The sequence below is a fragment of the Agrobacterium sp. 22-209-1 genome (assembly GCF_053522485.1).
This window is the reverse complement of sequence record NZ_JBNWCH010000004.1, coordinates 129,211-147,076: the sequence shown is the minus strand read 5'-3', so window position 1 is coordinate 147,076 and position 17,866 is coordinate 129,211. Positions and strand designations below refer to the sequence as shown.

The following is a 17,866-nucleotide window of genomic DNA, read 5'->3' as shown; positions in this document are numbered from 1 at the left end:
GGAGAGATCACGATGACGGCCAGCGCCTATGACGACAACAATATCTTCGCAAAAATCCTGCGCGGCGAAATTCCGAGCCACAAGCTTTATGAGGATGAGCATACGCTAGCCTTCATGGATGTGATGCCGCAGGCCCCCGGCCATCTGCTCGTTGTTCCCAAGACCGGCTCCCGCAACTTGCTCGATGCCGACCCGGAAGTGCTGGCGAGGACCATTCCCGTCGTGCAGAAACTGGCGGTGGCGGCAAAGGAAGCCTTCGATGCCGATGGCGTCTTCATCGCGCAGTTCAACGAGCCGGCGGCTGGCCAGACCGTTTTCCATCTGCATTTCCACGTCATTCCGCGCAAGGAAGGCGAGCCGCTGAAGCCGCATTCCGGCGTGATGGCCGATGGCGACATATTGAAGGCCCACGCGGAGAAGATAAAGGCCGCGCTTGCTTCGTGATGGTTGCCTGGTCGACTTTATCCTCGGCCTTGCGCCGAGGACCCAACCTCGTATCGGAAATCAATCGGTTGCAAATGCTCGGGACAGGCCCGAGCAAGACGCAGGAGCGGTTTTCGGACTGATCATTCCGGAGAGCGGTAAGCATTCCTCTCCGGCCACGGCCAGCCTTCAAGCGCCGTCATATCGGGCCGGAATATTTCCACCTTCAGCGGATAACAGGCCGCCGTATCGCTCGAATGCGTGGCGCTGCAATCACCGCCCGGACAGGCGGAAAGCGCACCGATAAGATCGATCTCGGCGAAAAGCTCCAGATAATCACCCGGACGCACCGGGCTCGCCTTCATGAAATATTGGTGGGTGTCGCGGGTGAAACCCGTGCACATGAAGACATTGAGGACGTCATGCACATGCGGTTCCGCCTGCCGGAATGACAGGCCCCTCGCGGAGGCCAGCGCATTGGTCAGATTGGAATGGCAGCAATGGTGGTAATCGCCGCCGCTCAGGAGCTTGTTGGTATAGGGATCGCAGCGTGTGCCGATTACGTCATGCACACCGCCGCCGTCTTCATCGAAACCGTACCACGATAGCGTGTCATGGGTGATCGTCGCCATCGGCCGCAGGGACGGCAGGTTGCTCCACAGCCGGTTGCCGACCGAAACATGGGTGGCGTGCAGGGCGCGGGTCTTGCCGCTGAAAAACCGCTCGGTCAGATCATGGGCGTTCCAGAGGTTCAGGTCTCCGACCTGCGGACCTTCAACGCTTACAATGCGAAAAAAATGCCCCTTCGGAACGTTGAAGGTGCGGCCGTCACGCGGCGGCACGATGACCTCATCGATCTTTTCCATGCTTCGTTTGGCTTCTTCCAGACGTGCAAGGTCCGGCATTTCAAGCGTCCCGTTCGGATAAACGACAACAGGACGGACGGCGCGGCGTTCAGCGGCGTCGACGGGTTCGGTGGCGGTCAAGGGGGTCATGAAATCCTCAGGCAATCAAAATCTAGAGGCGAAATTGCGCCATGTGCGCGCGCCTGACAAGACGGGTTCTTCTTGCGCTCAGGCCAAGTCTTACTTACCCTTGAGACACCATGAAATTACCGCCGCTCACCACCCTCCGGGCATTCGAAGCCGCAGCCAGAAGAACGAGTTTTTCTCTGGCTGCGCAGGAACTCGGCATGACGGCAACTGCCGTCAGCCAGCATGTGCGCAATCTGGAGGCATGGCTCGGTGTAGCGCTGTTCGAGCGGCATGCGAGGGGTGTGAGGCTTACCCCGGCCGGAAAAGAATTCGGCACGACGGTTTCGACTGCCCTACGCCAGATTGCCTCTGGCGCCGCGCGGATCCGTCAGGGCCGTGACCGCATGACCGTTCGCCTTGCCAGCCTGCCCTCAGTCGTCGCGCATTTTCTGACGCCCCGCCTGCCTCGCTTTCGGGCGCTTTACCCCGATATACAGGTATCCATCAGCTATTCAGGTGCGCATCACGCAATACCGGCCGATCTCACCATAGGGCATGGCGTCGCGTCCGGGGAAAATGCGGTCGCGCTTTTCAGCGCAGAGACGCGACCGACAGGCGCGCCGGGCTATGTCGCTAAATTCGGTCCTTTCGACAATATTGACAGCCTCTTAGGAGCGGAATTGCTGCATGACGACACCGAGGCGGCTTGGCAGAACTGGTTCGCAGCCGGGGGAATATCCCTGCCCGATAACGCCGGTCCGGTTTTTGCGGATTTCAATCTGCTCGTGACCGCGCTCAAAGCCGGTCAAGGCATTGGCCTCTGCCCGACGGCGCTGTTTCACAAAGAGATCGCCGAAGGTCAACTGATCGTGCTCTTCGATCGGGCGACGGATACGGAGAAATATTACTGGCTGATGGAAGCAGACGAGATGACCGCACCGGCTAGACTTCTTGCGGATTGGCTTGTTGCGGAAGCCCGACGGAGCGGTCTCTGACGTAAACCAATCTCAGAAACCGAGCGCGAACAACCCACCCGCCAGAAGCAGGATCGGCACCGCCACACCGACGATGACCCGCTGGCCTGCCATCAGAAATGCGATGAAACCGAGTGCGGCAGCGCCGATGCGCAGCCACAGGGGGGATGCTTCCAGCGTTCCGGTTGGAAAGACGATCAGCTTGGCGGTGACGGCCATGACGAGCGCCGTGGCGACCGCCCTCACCCAGTGCAGCGCTTCGGAATCCTCCTTCAGGCGGTTACCGGCGAGAACGCCGAGCCACCGCCAGAGATCGGTCGCCAGCCAGCCGGCAATCGCGATGAAGAGATAGGGCGCCCACCAATGTTCGGTCATCATGGTTCGCTCTCCGGTGAGACGGGTTTTATCCGGCGGCGGAACACGAGGCGGTCGATCAGATAGGCAGCCGTGCCCCCGCCTATCCCGGCATAGAGAATATCGAATTCCGGTGCGATGACCGCGAAGGCCGGCCCGGCGATGACGCCGATGACGAAGGCGACCTTGACGACGGAATGACGGGCCGAAGCCCAGATCGATGCCACGAAATAGACCGGTGTGAGAAAAAACAGCACGCCGGCGACGAGTGGTGGAAAAGCGGCGACGACGCCGTAACACAGGCCGACGATGATGGCATTGACCACGGTGAGCGTCATGCCAAAACCAGCGAACCAGGCGGCGCGGGCTTCACGCGGCACCCTGGAGAGGTTCTGCGTGGCAAAGACCCAGGCCGTGATCGCAACGAAATGCGACAGAAACAGCAAAATCCATGTCGGCGTCTTCGCGCCGCGCATTTCCGGAACGATGGAGGCGACCATCGGCATCATCCGGACCGACGACAGCGTCACCGCCAGAAAGCAGGCAGCAAGATTGGCGCCGCCGACCATGGAGCCGATCAGGATCATCTTGGCCGGCAGGGCCCAGATCATCAGCGTCATGAAGACGGCTTCGCCGCGCGCAACACCCGATTCCAGCGCGAAGGCGCTGAAACCGACGAAAGATGTCATAAGAATGAGCGAGGGCAGCGAAAATATGCCCCGCATTCCCCGGAAAAACCAGCCACTCAGGGGGATGGTATCGCTGTCGGCAGTCTGCATTGCTGACCCACTTGTGCATATCACCCGAAACTGTGCCGCAGCTTCGGGGTAACGTCATGCATAAAATAAAAAAGAGCGTCGCAGGCATCAGGGAAAAACGCGACGCGCTTCATACATGAAAATGCCGGGCTTTCGCCCGGCATCGGTTTATCGGTCGAAGACCTCGATCATTTCTTCTTCGGCACTTTCGGCACCGCATTGGTCTTGCGCCGCGGCTTGCTGTCATCGTCCGACTTGTCGGCCTCGGCAACAAGAACATCCGCCTCTTCATTGGCCTTAGCCGCCTTGGAAGCAGGTTTCGTCTTGGCCTTTGCCTTGCCGGGCGATTTGGCCGCCTTCAACTCGGCCTCCGGCTGCGGCTTCACGGGTGCGGTCTCCGGCAGAACCTCGAGTATGAGACCTTCGGAGCCGTCATCCTTCTTACCGACGGTGACGCTGACGACGCCGCCCTTCTTGAGCTTGCCGAAGAGGATTTCATTGGCAAGCGGCTTCTTGATGTTTTCCTGGATCACGCGCGACAGCGGGCGGGCGCCCATCTTCTCGTCGTAACCCTTCTCCGCCAGCCAGGAGATCGCATCTTCATGCAGATCGAAGGTGACGTTGCGCTCAGACAGCTGGGTTTCCAGCTGCATGACGAACTTCTGCACGACCTTGTGGATAACGGCGGTCGGCAGCGGCGAGAACGGAATGATCGCATCCAGACGGTTGCGGAACTCCGGCGTGAACAGGCGGTTGATCGCCTCTTCGTCCTCTCCCGTGCGGCGCGAAGAGCCGAAACCGATCGCCGATTTCGCCATCTCGGATGCACCCGCATTGGTCGTCATGATCAGGATGACGTTGCGGAAGTCGATCTTCTTGCCGTTATGGTCGGTCAGCGAGCCATGGTCCATCACCTGCAACAGGATGTTGTAGATATCAGGATGCGCCTTTTCGATTTCGTCCAGCAGCACCACGGAATGCGGATGCTGATCGACGCCATCGGTCAGAAGACCGCCCTGATCGAAGCCGACATAACCGGGAGGCGCACCGAGCAGTCGCGAAACGGTATGACGCTCCATGTACTCCGACATGTCGAAGCGCAGCATCTCGACGCCGAGCGAAGCGGCAAGCTGCTTGGCCACTTCCGTCTTGCCCACGCCCGTCGGGCCGGAAAAGACATAGGAGCCGATTGGCTTGTTCGGTTCGCGCAGGCCCGCACGCGCCAGCTTGATGGCCGTGGCGAGCGCCTCAATGGCGATGTCCTGACCATAAACGACCGAGCGCAGTTCTTTTTCAAGATTGGCGAGGACCATCTCGTCATCCTTGGAAACCGTCTTCGCGGGAATACGGGCCATCGTCGCGATGGTGGCCTCGATTTCCCGTTCGGTGATCAGCTTGCGACGCTTGGAAACAGGCAGCAACATCTGTGCGGCACCGGTCTCGTCGATCACGTCAATCGCCTTGTCCGGCAGCTTGCGGTCCGAAATATAGCGGGCCGACAATTCGACGGCAGCCTTGATCGCCTCGTTGGAATATCTCAGGTGGTGGTAGTCCTCGAAATAGGGTTTCAGGCCCTTCATGATGGCGATTGCGTCATCGATCGACGGCTCGTTGACGTCGATTTTCTGAAAACGACGAACGAGCGCACGGTCCTTTTCGAAGAACTGGCGATATTCCTTATAAGTGGTCGAACCGATGCAGCGGATCGCGCCAGAAGACAAAGCAGGCTTCAAGAGGTTCGATGCATCCATCGCGCCGCCGGAAGTGGCGCCGGCACCGATGACGGTGTGGATTTCATCGATGAACAGAACCGCGCCCGGAAACTCCTCGAGTTCCTTGACGACCTGCTTCAGCCGCTCCTCGAAATCACCGCGATAGCGGGTGCCGGCCAGCAGCGTGCCCATGTCGAGAGAGAAGATGGTGTCATTGGCAAGCGCTTCCGGCACCTTGCCTTCGACGATACGCTTGGCCAAGCCTTCGGCAATCGCCGTCTTGCCCACGCCCGGATCACCCACATAAAGCGGGTTGTTCTTGGAGCGGCGGCAGAGGATCTGGATCGTGCGGTTGACCTCGTCGTGTCGGCCGATCAACGGGTCGATCTTGCCGTTCTTGGCCTTCTCGTTGAGATTGACGCAATAAGCCTTCAGAGCATCCTGCTGCTTTTTGGCGGACGAACCGTCCTCTTCCGGATTGCTTCGGTTCGGCTTGTTCTCGCTTTCCGGCTCATCGGCGCCGCGCGGCGGGCGCGTCTGCGACGTGCCGGGGCGCTTACCAATGCCGTGGGAGATGTAGTTGACCGCGTCGTAACGGGTCATTTCCTGTTCCTGCAGGAAATAGGCGGCATGGCTTTCGCGCTCGGCAAAAATGGCCACAAGCACGTTCGCGCCCGTCACTTCCTCGCGGCCGGACGATTGAACATGGATGACGGCCCGCTGGATGACACGCTGGAAGCCGGATGTGGGCTTGGAATCCTCGTCATAACCGGTGACGAGGTTGGTCAATTCATTGTCGACGTAATCGCTGACAGTCTTGCGAAGAGCATCCAGATCGACATTGCAGGCGCCCATGACGGCTGCGGCATCCGCGTCGTCGATCAGCGCCAGAAGGAGATGTTCGAGCGTCGCATATTCGTGGTGACGCTCATTTGCAAAGGTCAGTGCCTGGTGCAGCGCCTTCTCGAGACTCGGGGAAAAAGTTGGCACGTTGCGATCCTCATTTCTTTTCCATGACGCACTGCAGCGGGTGCTGGTGCTGTCGGGCGAAATCCATGACCTGGCTTACTTTCGTCTCTGCGACCTCATATGTAAACACCCCACATTCGCCCACGCCGTGCTGGTGCACGTGCAGCATGATGCGGGTTGCCGCCTCGCGATCCTTCTGGAAAAACCGTTCCAGAATATGGATGACGAATTCCATGGGAGTGTAATCGTCATTCAGTAAAAGAACACGGTACAAATTCGGTCTTTTCGTTTTCGGCTTGACGCGGGTGATAACAGACGTTCCGCGGTTGGTGCCGCCGCCGTCTTCCCCTTCGCCCTCGCCCTGCATGTAGATCGGCTTAGCGATCATCTTTCATCATTCTCCAAACTGTTCTCAAACCGACAGCTGATTGCCAGGAGGGAGAACTTCGCCTCTCCATATCTAGGTCGTTGAGATGCGATTTTAAGCCCCTTGCGCAAGGGTGCAATCACTATTGCGTTTGCAAAGAGGCAAACCTCGGGAAAAGTGCGAATATGGGGGCAGCGAGGACGCAGGAAAAAACGAACCTGTCGTCGAGGTGCATTTTTCTAGCCCGATGCCAATGGATGCGACAGGTCGCGGCGCAGCCGAATCCGGTTCGCCGCCGCGGACCTTATTCCTTTTCGTCGAGCATTTCTCGAACGGCGATGGCCAGCTGCTTGAGCGAGAAGGGCTTCGGCAGGAAACCGAACTTGGCGTCGGCAGGCAGGTTCTTTGCGAAGGCATCTTCGGCATAACCCGAAACAAAGATGAATTTTAGGTCCGGGTAGGATTTGCGCAGTTCTCGCAACAGCGACGGACCGTCCATTTCCGGCATCACGACGTCGGAAACGACGATATCGACCTTGCCTTCCAACTCCTCCATCACCTCCAGAGCTTCGGTGCCGGAGCCGGCCTCGTGCACGGTATAGCCGCGGGTTTCCAGCATGCGCTTGCCGCCGCGCCGCACCGCTTCCTCATCCTCCACCAGAAGCACGACGGCGGATTTGCCGGTGAGGTCCAGCGGCTCTTCCTTCACCGGCTCGGCTGCGATGGCCGGAGCAAGCGCCGCTGCGCCGGGCTGCTGCCCGTTGTTCTGAACGGCCTCCACCACATGGCGCGGCAGGTAGATGCGGAAGGCGGTGCCCTTGCCCACCTCCGATTCGGGATAGATGTAACCGCCCGACTGTTTGACGATGCCATAGACCATGGACAGGCCAAGGCCGGTGCCTTTGCCGACTTCCTTGGTGGTGAAGAAGGGCTCGAAAATCTTGTCCATGATTTCAGGCGGAATGCCCGTACCGTTATCGGCGACTTCCACCATCACCATGTCCTCGGCCGGGAATTCCGGACGGCCAAGCGCTGCTATTTCCTTCGCGTCGACGTTACGCGTCCGGATGGTGATCTTGCCGCCGTCGGGCATGGCGTCGCGCGCATTAACGCAGAGATTGATGAGCACCTGCTCAAATTGCGAGAGATCCGTCTTCACGGGCCAGAGATCGCGGCCGTAATCGACCTCCAGCTTGACATTCGTGCCGGAAATAAGCCTGTCCACCAGCATGCGCAGATCGCCGATCACATCCGTCAGGTTGAGGATGGCCGGACGCATGGTCTGCTTGCGCGAGAACGCCAGAAGCTGGCGCACCAGCACGGCCGCGCGGTTGGCGTTGCGCTTGATCTCCATGAGGTCGGCGAAGCTCGGATCGGCGGGCCGCGCCTGCAGCAGCAGATGATCGGACGACAGCAGAATGGCGGTGAGCACATTGTTGAAATCGTGGGCGATGCCGCCCGCCAGCGTACCGACCGCATTCATCTTCTGGGTCTGCGCCATCTGGGTCTCGAGCGCCTTCTGCTCCGTCACCTCGATGGCATAGACGATCGCCACTTCTTCCGGCGCTTCATCGTCCTGATCGATGACAGCGTTGACGTAGAATCGGAAATGCCGGCCTTCGTCGCTCGGGTGACGGGAATCGAAGGGGGCAATATCGCCCTGGCGGTCCTTTGCCTCGGCCAGCGCCTGCTCAAGCCTCGGCTTCTCATTGTCGTGAAGAATGGTCTCAAGCGCCACGCCGCGGTCGATATCATCGCGTCCGACGACGCCGGAAAACAATTTCAGGAAGGGCGCGTTGATCCGCAGGATGCGGCCTTCGCCGTCGAGCGAGGCGATCGCCATCGGCGTATTGTTGAAAAAGCGGGTGAAACGCATGGCGGAGGAGGATTCCGTATCCTCCTGCCCCTTGGGGCGCTTCAGGACGATGGTGCGGCTCTCACCGGGCGCGCCATCCTTAGAGGTGACCTGATGCACGAGGCGAGCCGGCATGCTCTGCCCGTTCACCCGGCGCATGTCGAGGTCTAGGATTTCAGTGCGCTTCGCCGTGCCCTGCGGATGCACCGATTCGATAAGCGCCATGCCCTCGCCGGCGACGATATCGGAAACGGTCATGGAACCGGGTGAAAACTGTGCGAGATCGATGCCGAGCCATTCCGACAGGGTGGCGTTCAGATAAACGATCTCGCCCTTGCGTCCGGCGGAAAAGAAACCGGCCGGGGCGTGATCGAGGTAATCGATGGCGTTCTGCAATTCGCGGAAAAAGCGCTCCTGATCCTCGCGCTCCGGCGTGATATCGGCGATCTGGAAGACGTGCAGCCCCTCGCCGCCCGCATCCTTCAGCACCCGGCCCTTCAGCCTGTACCAGTGCGGACCCGCATTGGATTCCTCGCCCAGCGGCTTCAGCAACCGGAACTCTTCGTAGCCTTCGCGGCCTTCGCGCAGCACGTTGATGAGCCGGTAGAGCGCTTCGGTCGATTCCCGGCTGCGCGACAGGAGCGTTTCGAGACTCTGGATATCGCTCGCCTTGGTGGTGCCGCTCATCCGGCAATAGGTGGCGTTGGCGTAGACCATATGCCCCTTGGCGTCGGTGATGAGCGTGCCTTCCGGGTGCGCCGAGAGAAACCGGCGGGCAAGGCCGTCCGATTGCGACTGCGGCATGACCTCGATGAAACCGATGATTGACGAGACCAGGAAGAAAATGCCCATCATGGCCAGCACGCCGAGTATGCCGAGCACGATTTCGTTTTCCAGCTGATCCCTGAAATAGACGAAGGCGGCGGCGGCGGCGATCAGAACCAGCGCCAGAAGCAGAATGCGCAAGACGGTGCCGGAACGGGCGCGCCTGTCCACCAGCGGAAGGTCGTTGTCGCTTGTATCGCGCACCCGTGTCATCTTGGCCTCGCAGTCGTGCAGGTCGTCATTCGGTCAGCCCTATTCCCTTGACGGAATCGGACACTAAAATTTCTTGTAGCAACTCGCTTGACCGGCAAAAAGCTCCGCCAGGACACAAAGGCTTAAAAACGCACAGCGAAAACGGCCTGAAAGGTGTATAAAAGCCTTAAAAGACTACGGCCTGGTACAGGTCAACGCCTTTACCTGACATTGAATGCGTGGCGCGGAACAGACGATCTTGCCATCGGTGACGGTGCAAACCGAGCATCCGTCCGTGAAGTCGACACAGGAAGGATTGTCGCGCACGAACTCCGCCATGGTCGCTGCGCTATCCGGCGCCTTGTCTTCGGCCCACGCCATCGAAGATAGAAACGCGTAAAACGATGGCAACAGAAAAACAATACGCATCAAACGCAGCGCTAGGGAGCTATCGATGCGTAATGACTGGGACATCCCGGAACGCTCCTTCGGCAAAAGAATTGCAACTTTCACTGTCTTTCAGCATTGAAGGACGAGAGCTGGCGCGTTGGTGGCGTCGTTACGGTTGAGGCGGCAATCCTGTGGGCGAAATCAATAAACCTTGTATCGCGCCTAAAAAAATCGTCTTTTCCTGCTTGATGTTCACATTATAAGAACCACGGCAATATTAATTGCCCAAGAAACGAAAAAGCCAAAAAATCTGAAGGGATGATCTCCATGATGGAAGATTTTATCGGCGCTTATGGAAACCGTCTCATCGTCGCCGTTGTTGGAGTGGGTGTGGCCCTGCTCATTCTGGCGATTGCGCTGTGGCTTCTGCGCAGACGCAGCGGTTCGGCCCCTTTCATTCGAGGCGGCCGCAACCGGCAGCCGCGCCTGCAGGTCCTCGATGCGACAGCCGTGGACGCACGCCGCCGTCTGGTGCTGGTGCGCCGTGACAATGTCGAGCATCTCGTCATGATCGGCGGCCCGACAGATATCGTCATCGAGAGCGGTATAGGCGCGATCCCCATTGTCAGGGACGTGCAGGAGCCGGAATTGAAGGCGCTCCCGCGCCAGGAAAGCGAGCAGAAGAGAGCCGAGCCGGCGATCCAGCCGGAACGTCGCCCCGCCCTGCCGCAACAGCAGCCCGTTGCGGCTGCGGCTCCCGTTTCCGTGCCTGAGGAACCCGTGAAGCAAGCACAGCGGCCGGAGCAGTTGGCACCTGCGCCGTCCCCGCGTCCAGCACCCGTTGCGGCGGCCGCCGCTCAGCTTCCTCCACGCCCATCGACCCAGCCGCAGCCCGTACGCACGCCTGCACCGGCGCGCGAAACCGCGCCGCCGGCACGACAGGCGGCACCCGAGCGGGAGACCGCGCGCGCCACACCGCCGCCGATACCGGTTGCAACGGCTCCGGTCGCTGCCGTCTTGCCGATGGCGGCGGCATCGCTCGACATGGCGGCGGCCCGAACGGAACCAAGGCGTGCCGAGCCCGTCGTGCAGGCTCCGGCGCCGGTCGCACCGCCGATCCCTGCACCGGCGCCCGTCGAGGCAAAGGCGGAAGAACGGACTGCGGAATTCGCCCCGCCGGTCTTTGCCGCGCGAGAGCCGGTGATCGACCAGTCCATCGCCGCCGATTTTCTCGACGCTGCGCGGGAGCGCGTCCTTCCAGACCTGAAGCCGGGACAGACGACGCCGCCCGCACCTTTCCCGCCCAAGCCTGAAAATCCGGCAGTGGCTTCGAACGACGCCGAGCCGAAATTTTCCGATGAGCTCGCCAGCGATTTCGAAAGCTTCCTCGAGGCGGAGATCGCCAAGAGCAAGGCGGATAACGAACCGTCCATCGCCCCTGTCGGGGAAAAGCAGATCAAGCCGCAGCCAGCTTCCCCGCCTGTCACCGGCGCTTCACCGGATGGAGACATGCAGAAGGAAATGGCGCGTATCTTCGGGGAACTTTCCGTGACCCGCGACCGCTGACGGGCGCAGGTCTTCCGGTCAGAAATTTGAAATAGAAAAAGGGCACGGAAGCGATTTCCGTGCCCTTAATTTATTTGTCATGCGATTCGCCGACCTGCCGGCCGCAGCGCCTTATTCGTCGCGATAGACTTTTTCGCGACGCTCGTGACGCTCCTGCGCCTCGATGGAAAGCGTTGCAATCGGGCGGGCGTCCAGACGCTTGAGGCCGATAGGCTCACCCGTTTCCTCGCAGTAACCGTAAGTGCCGTCTTCGATCCGCTGAAGAGCCGCATCGATCTTGGAAATCAGCTTGCGCTGACGGTCACGGGCGCGAAGTTCAATTGCACGGTCCGTTTCGGAAGAAGCCCGATCGGCGAGATCAGGGTGGTTGGCGCTTTCTTCGGCGAGATGTCCGAGGGTCTCACGCGCTTCTCTCAGGATGTCATTTTTCCAGGCGACCAGCTTCGCGCGGAAGTAAGCCCGCTGGCTGGCATTCATGAACTCATCGTCTTCCGAGAGCACATATTTGCTAAGATCGATCTTCTCACTCAACGCGATTCTCCTCGAAGAACATCTCAATGCGGCGGTGTATACTCCAATGATAGTCAACGATTCAAGTCTGCAGATCAGTTTTCAGGCATTTTTAAAACTGACACAAAAATCATCTAAATGACTATTTTTTATCCTTTATTCGTATTGAAGCGAACTCTTCTTCAATCACTTCAACGCGACTTACCAACAGGAAAGAGGACTTGCGGTCCTGCAACCCTATCCTGTAGCATTCAACCCGTGCCCTGACATTCGAACGCCGGTCCCCGCCCTTGACAGCATCTTCCCCGAGCCGAGTTTACCTTCTGCGTCACGCCAAGGCCGCTTGGGCGGCGCCGGGAGAGCGGGATTTCGACCGGGGATTGAACGAAGCGGGTTTTGCCGAGGCGGAGGTCATCGCCGACCTTGCCGCCGACCGGCGCTACCGTCCCGATCTGCTTCTGTCATCCACCGCCGCGCGCTGCCGGCAGACTACGCAGGCCTGGCAGCGTGCCTTCAACGAAGCCGTAAACATCTTCTACGTCGATGAGATGTATAATGCCCGCAGCGAGACCTATCTGTCGCTCATCGCCGCGCAGACGGAGGTGCAGTCGGTGATGCTGGTGGGGCACAACCCCACCATGGAAGCAACGCTGGAAGCCATGATCGGCGAGGATCTGCTGCATGCCGCCCTGCCCTCGGGTTTTCCCACATCGGGTCTTGCGGTTCTGGATCAGGACGACAGCGCCGCAAGCGGTAAAAATCGCTGGCGGCTGATCGATTTCCTCGCACCGGGTAAATAGCTGCCGCCGCGGGCAACAGCGGCGCCGGCAGGCATCGCTGCCGAAAACCTGCTGGAGCGCTTCTTTTTTGGCCAGCCGCCACTTCCTATATGAAGCCGTGACCGTGAAACACAGCCAGGAAACTGCCATTGCCGCCTTCCCTTACGTCCCTGACAGACAGCGCGTTGATCGCTTTCGACAATCTGGCCGACCGTGCGAGTAACCTCACCCATCCGACATTGCGGCTTGGTGTCACCGGCCTTTCGCGGGCGGGCAAGACGGTTTTCATATCCTCCCTCGTCCATAACCTCCTGAATGGCGGCCGGTTGCCGCTGTTCGAGGCCATGCGATCCGGGCGCGTCTCGAATGTTCGCCTCGAGCCGCAACCGGACGACGCCATACCCCGCTTCCAGTATGAAGACCACATCCAGGCGCTGGTACGCGACAGGCTCTGGCCGGATTCGACACGGGCGATCTCGGAATTGCGGATAACGCTGGATTATCAGAGCGCCAGCGGTTGGGGCCGATGGTTTTCGGCCGGCAAGCTCTCCATCGATATCGTCGATTATCCCGGCGAATGGCTGCTCGATCTACCGCTTCTGTCGCAAGACTATAAACAGTTCAGCGACGCGACGGTCGCCCTTGCCGGGAGCGGCATCCGCGCCGAACTGGCGCAAGAATGGCTGGCTATCGCCTCCTCGCTCGACATCAACGCGCCCGCCGATGAAATGACGGCCCGTCGTCTGGCCGAAAGCTTCGCGGCCTATCTGAAGGCCTGCAAATCCGACGAGAGGTCGCTTTCCACCTTGCCGCCCGGTCGTTTCCTGATGCCGGGCGATCTCGAGGGATCGCCGGCGCTGACCTTCGCACCGCTTCCGGGCCTGACAGACGAAAAAGCGCCCAAGGGCTCGCTGCGCGCCATGATGGAACGGCGCTACGATGCCTATAAGTCGATTGTGGTCAAACCCTTCTTCCGCGAGCATTTCGCCCGCCTCGACCGGCAGATCGTGTTGATCGACACGCTGCAGGCCGTCAATCGCGGACCGGAAGCTGTTCAGGATCTGGAACGGGCGCTCGGCGATGTTCTTGCCTGTTTCCGCCCCGGCACCAACAGCCTGCTGTCATCGCTGATCAGCCGACGCATCGACAAGGTGCTGATCGCCGCCACCAAAGCCGATCACCTGCATCACGAAAGCCATGACCGGTTGGAGCGCCTGACCCGACGTCTGGTGGACCGCGCCATCACCACTATAGGAATGAATGGCGCCGGCATCGAGGTCATGGCGCTTGCCTCCGTGCGCGCCACCCGTGAGGCAAGCGTGCGGCAGGACGGCCACGAGCTTCCCGTCATCGTCGGCACGCCGATGGCGGGTGAAACCATCAATGGCGAGACGTTCGACGGCAATCGCAAGACGGCGATCTTCCCGGGCGACCTGCCCGACGATCCGGAACCGCTGTTCCGCAGCATCGACCAGGATGGCGACAAGGCGACACTGCCTGACGTCAATGTCGTGCGTTTTCGCCCGCCCAACATTGACGAGCCGGGCAGTGGCGGCATCCGGCTTTCCGTTCCCCATATCAGGCTAGATCGCGCCATGCAGTTCCTGTTCGGAGACAAGCTCGCATGAAGGCTTCCACACCAAACGATCCGCAGACACGCCGTCCCACCGCTTTCTCGCTCGAGACCGAGGAGACGGCACGGCCGGCCGCCACACAAAAACGCGCGCCGCGCAGCTTCGACGCCGAGATTTCGCTGACGCCCGACGAGGACGATCCGTTTCTGGCGCCTGAGGAGATTGATGCGGCCACGCTGCCGGTGGCGTCTCCGAAGAAAAGCCGATTGTCCTTCGGCAAGCTTGCGCTCGGCGCGCTTGGCGTCCTGTTCTCGCTTGCCTTCGGGCTGTGGGCGGATCAACTCATCCGCAACTTGTTCTCCCGTTCCGACTGGCTGGGTTACACAGCCACTATCGCTCTTATTGTGGCGCTTTTCGCCGTTCTCGCCCTTGTCGGCCGCGAGGTCTTCGGCATCATGCGGCTCAACGCCGTGCAATCCTTGAAGGCCGATGCCGAGGCGGCGACACTCGACAAGAGCCCGAAACCCGCACGCGCCATCGTCACCCGCCTGAACGCGGTCCTTTCGCACCGAGCCGAAACGGCCAAGGGGCGTGCGGCGCTGAAGGAAACGGAAAACGACGTGATCGACGGTCCGCATCTGATCGAGCTTGCCGAACGTGAATTGCTCGTTCCGCTCGACCGGCAGGCCCGCGCCCTCATCCTCAATTCGTCCAAGCGCGTCTCCGTCGTCACCGCCGTCAGCCCGCGCGCGGTGGTCGATCTCGCTTATGTGCTGTTTGAAGTGACGCGGCTGGTGCGCGCCATGGCGGAGCTTTATGGCGGCCGTCCCGGCACGCTCGGCATGTTGAAGCTCCTGCGCGATGTCGTCGCCCATCTTGCCGTCACCGGCTCGATCGCCGTTGGCGACGGGCTTGCCCAGCAGGTTCTCGGCCATGGCCTTGCCTCGAAACTCTACGCCCGCCTCGGCGAAGGCGTCATCAATGGCCTGATGACGGCGCGAATCGGTATTGCCGCCATGGACCTTTGCCGTCCGCTTCCGTTCAGGGCGGTGAAGCGGCCGGGCATCGGCGATTTCATGTCCGACCTTACACCTGATTTAAGCGGTGGAAAAAACACTGAAAGAGCCTGATCCGCAGGGCATTCGCGGTTCAAAAGGTTACGGATGAAGCCGTAAATGAGAGCGAAATAAACCAAGCGTTAACCATTCCACCGGTAGATTGCAGCCTATCGAACAGGCTTCTTCGCCGGGGAAAGTATCATGTATTCGCGCTTCTTTTCGCTTGTGGGCGGGCTTGCCGCCATTTTGTCCGTCAGCGGCGGTTTCGGCATGTCTGATGTGCAGGCAGCATCGCGCGATCGCGACGACGTGTTCTTCCGCTCGGTCGCCGGTGTCTGGAAAGGCCCGGGCGAAATCGTCGCCGGCAAATACAAGGGGACGAAGTTCACCTGCGATCTGACGGGCGAACCGCTCGACGACAAGCAGACCGGCATCAAGCTCGGCGGCACCTGCCGCGTCGGCGTCTTCAGCCAGCCCATGTCGGCCGTCATCAGCCAGAAGGGCAATTCTTACGAGGGCAAGTTCCTCGACGGCGCCGAAGGCAAGGGACTGGACATCACCTCAGGACAGGTCAGCGGCGACAAGGTTGTCGTCGGCATCAATCGCGCCAAGCTGAATGGCGCGATGGTCGCACGCGTCTCCAAAGACAATTCGATGAATATCACAATTTCCGTCAAGGTCGCCGATCAGATGATCCCGGTCATCGGTGTGACGCTGGCGCGCGATATAGACCAGCTCGCCGTCGGTTCGATCAAGCCGTAAAAGCCCTACTCTTCTCAGCCATCGCCAAGCGGGAGTGTCCACCACTCCCGTTTTTCGTTTGCGCTGACAATGCCGGTCTTGTCCGCCTGCTGAAGCCATTCCCGCACGGGCTTACCTTTTACCTCGAGGTCGGGCGCGATATCGGCAAGCGGCATCAGCACGAAAGCGCGCTCCGCCATGCGCGGATGCGGCACTTCGATGCTCTCTGTAACGATAGTATCATTCCCATAGGTCAACACATCGATATCGATGATGCGCGGACCCCAGCGCTCCGTGCGCACCCGCTTCATGCCCCTTTCGATATCGAGGCAGAGTTGCAGCAGCGCGGGCGCGCTCAGCGAGGTCTCGACCAGCGCGCAGCAGTTGAAGAAATCGGCCTGATCGGTCTTTCCCCAGGGCGGCGTGCGGTAGAGGCCGGAAACAGCTTGCACCCGGCATCCATCATGTGCGTCAAGTTCGCGCAGTGCGCGCGCCATGGCAGCGGCTGGATCACCGATATTGCCGCCGAGGCCCAGTGCGGCGACGGTCATCTTTTCAGGCACGGTGTTCAACACTCACCTGCGCATAGTCGAGAATTCCGGGAACCGGCGCCGAGGGTTTACGCACCGTGATCTTGAGCCAGACGATCTGCGGATAACGGGCGCGCAGCGCCTTGGCGATATCGTTCGCCAGCGCCTCGATGAGATAACGACGCTGCCCGACGACGATTTTTTCGATGACGGCGAAGGCCACCCCATAATCGACGGTATTTTCGATATCATCGGTTTCCAGCGCATCACCTGCTTCGACTTCCATCTCGGCATCGACGAAAAAGCGCTGGCCCAGCACCTCCTCCTGCTCGAGAAGGCCATGACGGGCGAAAAAGGAACAGTTTTTCAGGATGATGGTATAGCGGCTCATCGCATCGCCTCCATGGCAGGATTGTTCACCTGAAAGCCGCGCATCTTCGGACACGGCATTCCGGCACTCATAAATCTACGCATCGGCCTTTGCCGACGATTTGGCAAGAACCGCATCGGCAATAGCCAGTGCATCGCGGGTCGCGGCGACATTATGCACGCGAAAAATCGAAGCACCCGCAAGCCTCAGGATCGCGGTGGTCGCAGCCGTTCCGATATCGCGTTCTTCCGCCACATCCCTGCCCGTCAGCGACCCGATGAAACGCTTGCGCGACGTGCCGGCAAGAATCGGCAGGCCGAAAGCTGCAAGCTCGCCGAAACGTGCCATCAGCTCGACATTTTCCCGCTCGTCCTTGGCGAAACCAAAACCGGGATCGAGCACCACGGCGTCGCGGGCAATGCCTGCATCCTCGGCGATCTCGAGCGAGCGATTGAGGAATTCGAACTGGTCGGCGATGACATCGGCAAGCTTCTGCCGGTCGCGGCCGGTATGCATGATGCAGACACCGGCGCGGGTGGCAGCAACCACGCCCGCCATCTCCGGGTCCTTCTGCAGGCCGAAGACGTCATTGACGATATGTGCGCCCGCTCCAATCGCCAGCCTTGCCGTCGACGCACGGTAGGTATCGACGGAAATCAGCACATCGGTCTCGCGGCGCAATTTCTCGATGACCGGCAGCACCCGGTCCTGTTCCTCTGCCTCCGTGACAGCGGCAGCACCCGGCCGCGTGGATTCGCCGCCGATATCGATGATGCCAGCCCCCTCTTCCACGCAGGTCAGCGCATGGGAAAAAGCCGCATCGACGGCGAGATGACGGCCGCCATCGGAAAAGGAATCAGGCGTTGCGTTGACGATGGCCATAATACGGCCACGCCCATCAAGTTTCAGGGAGCGACCATGGGCCGCTTGCCACGCGTTGCTGCC

The 17,866-nt window shown here is 60.2% G+C and carries 18 protein-coding genes; 7 read left to right on the top strand and 11 right to left on the bottom strand.

The window, feature by feature from the left end:
• Positions 1-12 precede the first annotated feature (12 nt).
• Positions 13-444, top strand: coding sequence for an HIT family protein (locus ACQZ48_RS11850; protein ID WP_448728836.1), 432 nt, complete (start codon positions 13-15; stop codon positions 442-444).
• 122 nt (positions 445-566) lie between these two features.
• On the opposite strand, the gene ACQZ48_RS11845 is transcribed toward ACQZ48_RS11850, so the two are convergent.
• Positions 567-1,418, bottom strand: coding sequence for an urea carboxylase-associated family protein (locus ACQZ48_RS11845; protein WP_448728835.1), 852 nt, complete (start codon positions 1,416-1,418; stop codon positions 567-569).
• Positions 1,419-1,528: 110 nt separating this feature from the next.
• Here ACQZ48_RS11845 and ACQZ48_RS11840 point away from each other — a divergent pair, with 110 nt between their 5' ends.
• On the top strand, positions 1,529-2,392 hold the full coding sequence (locus tag ACQZ48_RS11840) for a LysR substrate-binding domain-containing protein (protein WP_443387061.1): 864 nt from the start codon (positions 1,529-1,531) through the stop codon (positions 2,390-2,392).
• Between the two features lie 12 nt (positions 2,393-2,404).
• On the opposite strand, the gene ACQZ48_RS11835 is transcribed toward ACQZ48_RS11840, so the two are convergent.
• The 6 genes from ACQZ48_RS11835 to ACQZ48_RS11810 form a co-directional block, all read right to left on the bottom strand.
• On the bottom strand, positions 2,405-2,749 hold the full coding sequence (locus ACQZ48_RS11835; RefSeq protein ID WP_020810566.1) for an AzlD domain-containing protein: 345 nt from the start codon (positions 2,747-2,749) through the stop codon (positions 2,405-2,407).
• Positions 2,746-3,504, bottom strand: a complete 759-nt coding sequence (locus tag ACQZ48_RS11830; protein WP_020810567.1) for an AzlC family ABC transporter permease — start codon at positions 3,502-3,504, stop codon at positions 2,746-2,748. The genes ACQZ48_RS11835 and ACQZ48_RS11830 overlap by 4 nt, the downstream gene beginning before the upstream one ends.
• A 167-nt stretch (positions 3,505-3,671) precedes the next feature.
• Entirely contained in the window at positions 3,672-6,185 is a 2,514-nt protein-coding gene (gene clpA / locus ACQZ48_RS11825) for an ATP-dependent Clp protease ATP-binding subunit ClpA (protein ID WP_142912160.1), read from the bottom strand.
• Between the two features lie 10 nt (positions 6,186-6,195).
• A complete protein-coding gene (clpS, locus tag ACQZ48_RS11820; RefSeq protein WP_003502541.1) occupies positions 6,196-6,552 on the bottom strand; it encodes an ATP-dependent Clp protease adapter ClpS in 357 nt (118 codons plus the stop codon).
• Positions 6,553-6,835: 283 nt separating this feature from the next.
• Positions 6,836-9,424 carry a cell cycle histidine kinase CckA gene (cckA, locus tag ACQZ48_RS11815; RefSeq protein WP_191217627.1) on the bottom strand — a complete coding sequence of 863 codons (2,589 nt, stop codon included), beginning with the start codon at positions 9,422-9,424 and terminating at the stop codon, positions 6,836-6,838.
• A 174-nt stretch (positions 9,425-9,598) separates the two neighbouring features.
• Positions 9,599-9,877: a hypothetical protein gene (locus ACQZ48_RS11810; protein WP_077982387.1), complete on the bottom strand. Its 279-nt coding sequence runs from the start codon at positions 9,875-9,877 to the stop codon at positions 9,599-9,601.
• 234 nt (positions 9,878-10,111) lie between these two features.
• Between ACQZ48_RS11810 and ACQZ48_RS11805 the strand changes: the two genes are divergently transcribed.
• Positions 10,112-11,359, top strand: coding sequence for a flagellar biosynthetic protein FliO (locus tag ACQZ48_RS11805; RefSeq protein WP_191217629.1), 1,248 nt, complete (start codon positions 10,112-10,114; stop codon positions 11,357-11,359).
• 111 nt (positions 11,360-11,470) lie between these two features.
• Here ACQZ48_RS11805 and dksA read toward each other — a convergent pair whose 3' ends face one another.
• Positions 11,471-11,890, bottom strand: coding sequence for an RNA polymerase-binding protein DksA (dksA, locus tag ACQZ48_RS11800; protein ID WP_003496274.1), 420 nt, complete (start codon positions 11,888-11,890; stop codon positions 11,471-11,473).
• Positions 11,891-12,192: 302 nt separating this feature from the next.
• Here dksA and ACQZ48_RS11795 point away from each other — a divergent pair, with 302 nt between their 5' ends.
• From ACQZ48_RS11795 to ACQZ48_RS11780, 4 genes are all read left to right on the top strand, one after another.
• The gene (locus ACQZ48_RS11795; protein WP_244614236.1) at positions 12,193-12,669 is read left to right on the top strand and encodes a SixA phosphatase family protein; all 477 of its coding nucleotides are present in this window, start codon (positions 12,193-12,195) and stop codon (positions 12,667-12,669) included.
• A 128-nt stretch (positions 12,670-12,797) separates the two neighbouring features.
• The gene (locus ACQZ48_RS11790) at positions 12,798-14,276 is read left to right on the top strand and encodes a YcjX family protein (RefSeq protein WP_448728834.1); all 1,479 of its coding nucleotides are present in this window, start codon (positions 12,798-12,800) and stop codon (positions 14,274-14,276) included.
• Positions 14,273-15,352 (top strand): TIGR01620 family protein, encoded by a 1,080-nt coding sequence (locus ACQZ48_RS11785; RefSeq protein ID WP_448728833.1) that lies wholly within the window; start codon positions 14,273-14,275, stop codon positions 15,350-15,352. The genes ACQZ48_RS11790 and ACQZ48_RS11785 overlap by 4 nt, the downstream gene beginning before the upstream one ends.
• Before the next feature lie 129 nt (positions 15,353-15,481).
• Positions 15,482-16,042: a hypothetical protein gene (locus ACQZ48_RS11780; protein ID WP_077982391.1), complete on the top strand. Its 561-nt coding sequence runs from the start codon at positions 15,482-15,484 to the stop codon at positions 16,040-16,042.
• A 14-nt stretch (positions 16,043-16,056) separates the two neighbouring features.
• On the opposite strand, the gene folK is transcribed toward ACQZ48_RS11780, so the two are convergent.
• The 3 genes from folK to folP all read right to left on the bottom strand — a co-directional run bounded on the left by folK (position 16,057) and on the right by folP (position 17,803).
• Positions 16,057-16,572, bottom strand: a complete 516-nt coding sequence (gene folK / locus ACQZ48_RS11775; RefSeq protein ID WP_170985571.1) for a 2-amino-4-hydroxy-6-hydroxymethyldihydropteridine diphosphokinase — start codon at positions 16,570-16,572, stop codon at positions 16,057-16,059.
• Between the two features lie 4 nt (positions 16,573-16,576).
• Complete coding sequence (folB, locus tag ACQZ48_RS11770; protein ID WP_063951134.1) at positions 16,577-16,942, bottom strand: dihydroneopterin aldolase; 366 nt, start codon at positions 16,940-16,942, stop codon at positions 16,577-16,579.
• A gap of 75 nt (positions 16,943-17,017) precedes the next feature.
• Positions 17,018-17,803, bottom strand: coding sequence for a dihydropteroate synthase (folP, locus tag ACQZ48_RS11765; protein ID WP_448728832.1), 786 nt, complete (start codon positions 17,801-17,803; stop codon positions 17,018-17,020).
• Positions 17,804-17,866: the final 63 nt, after the last annotated feature.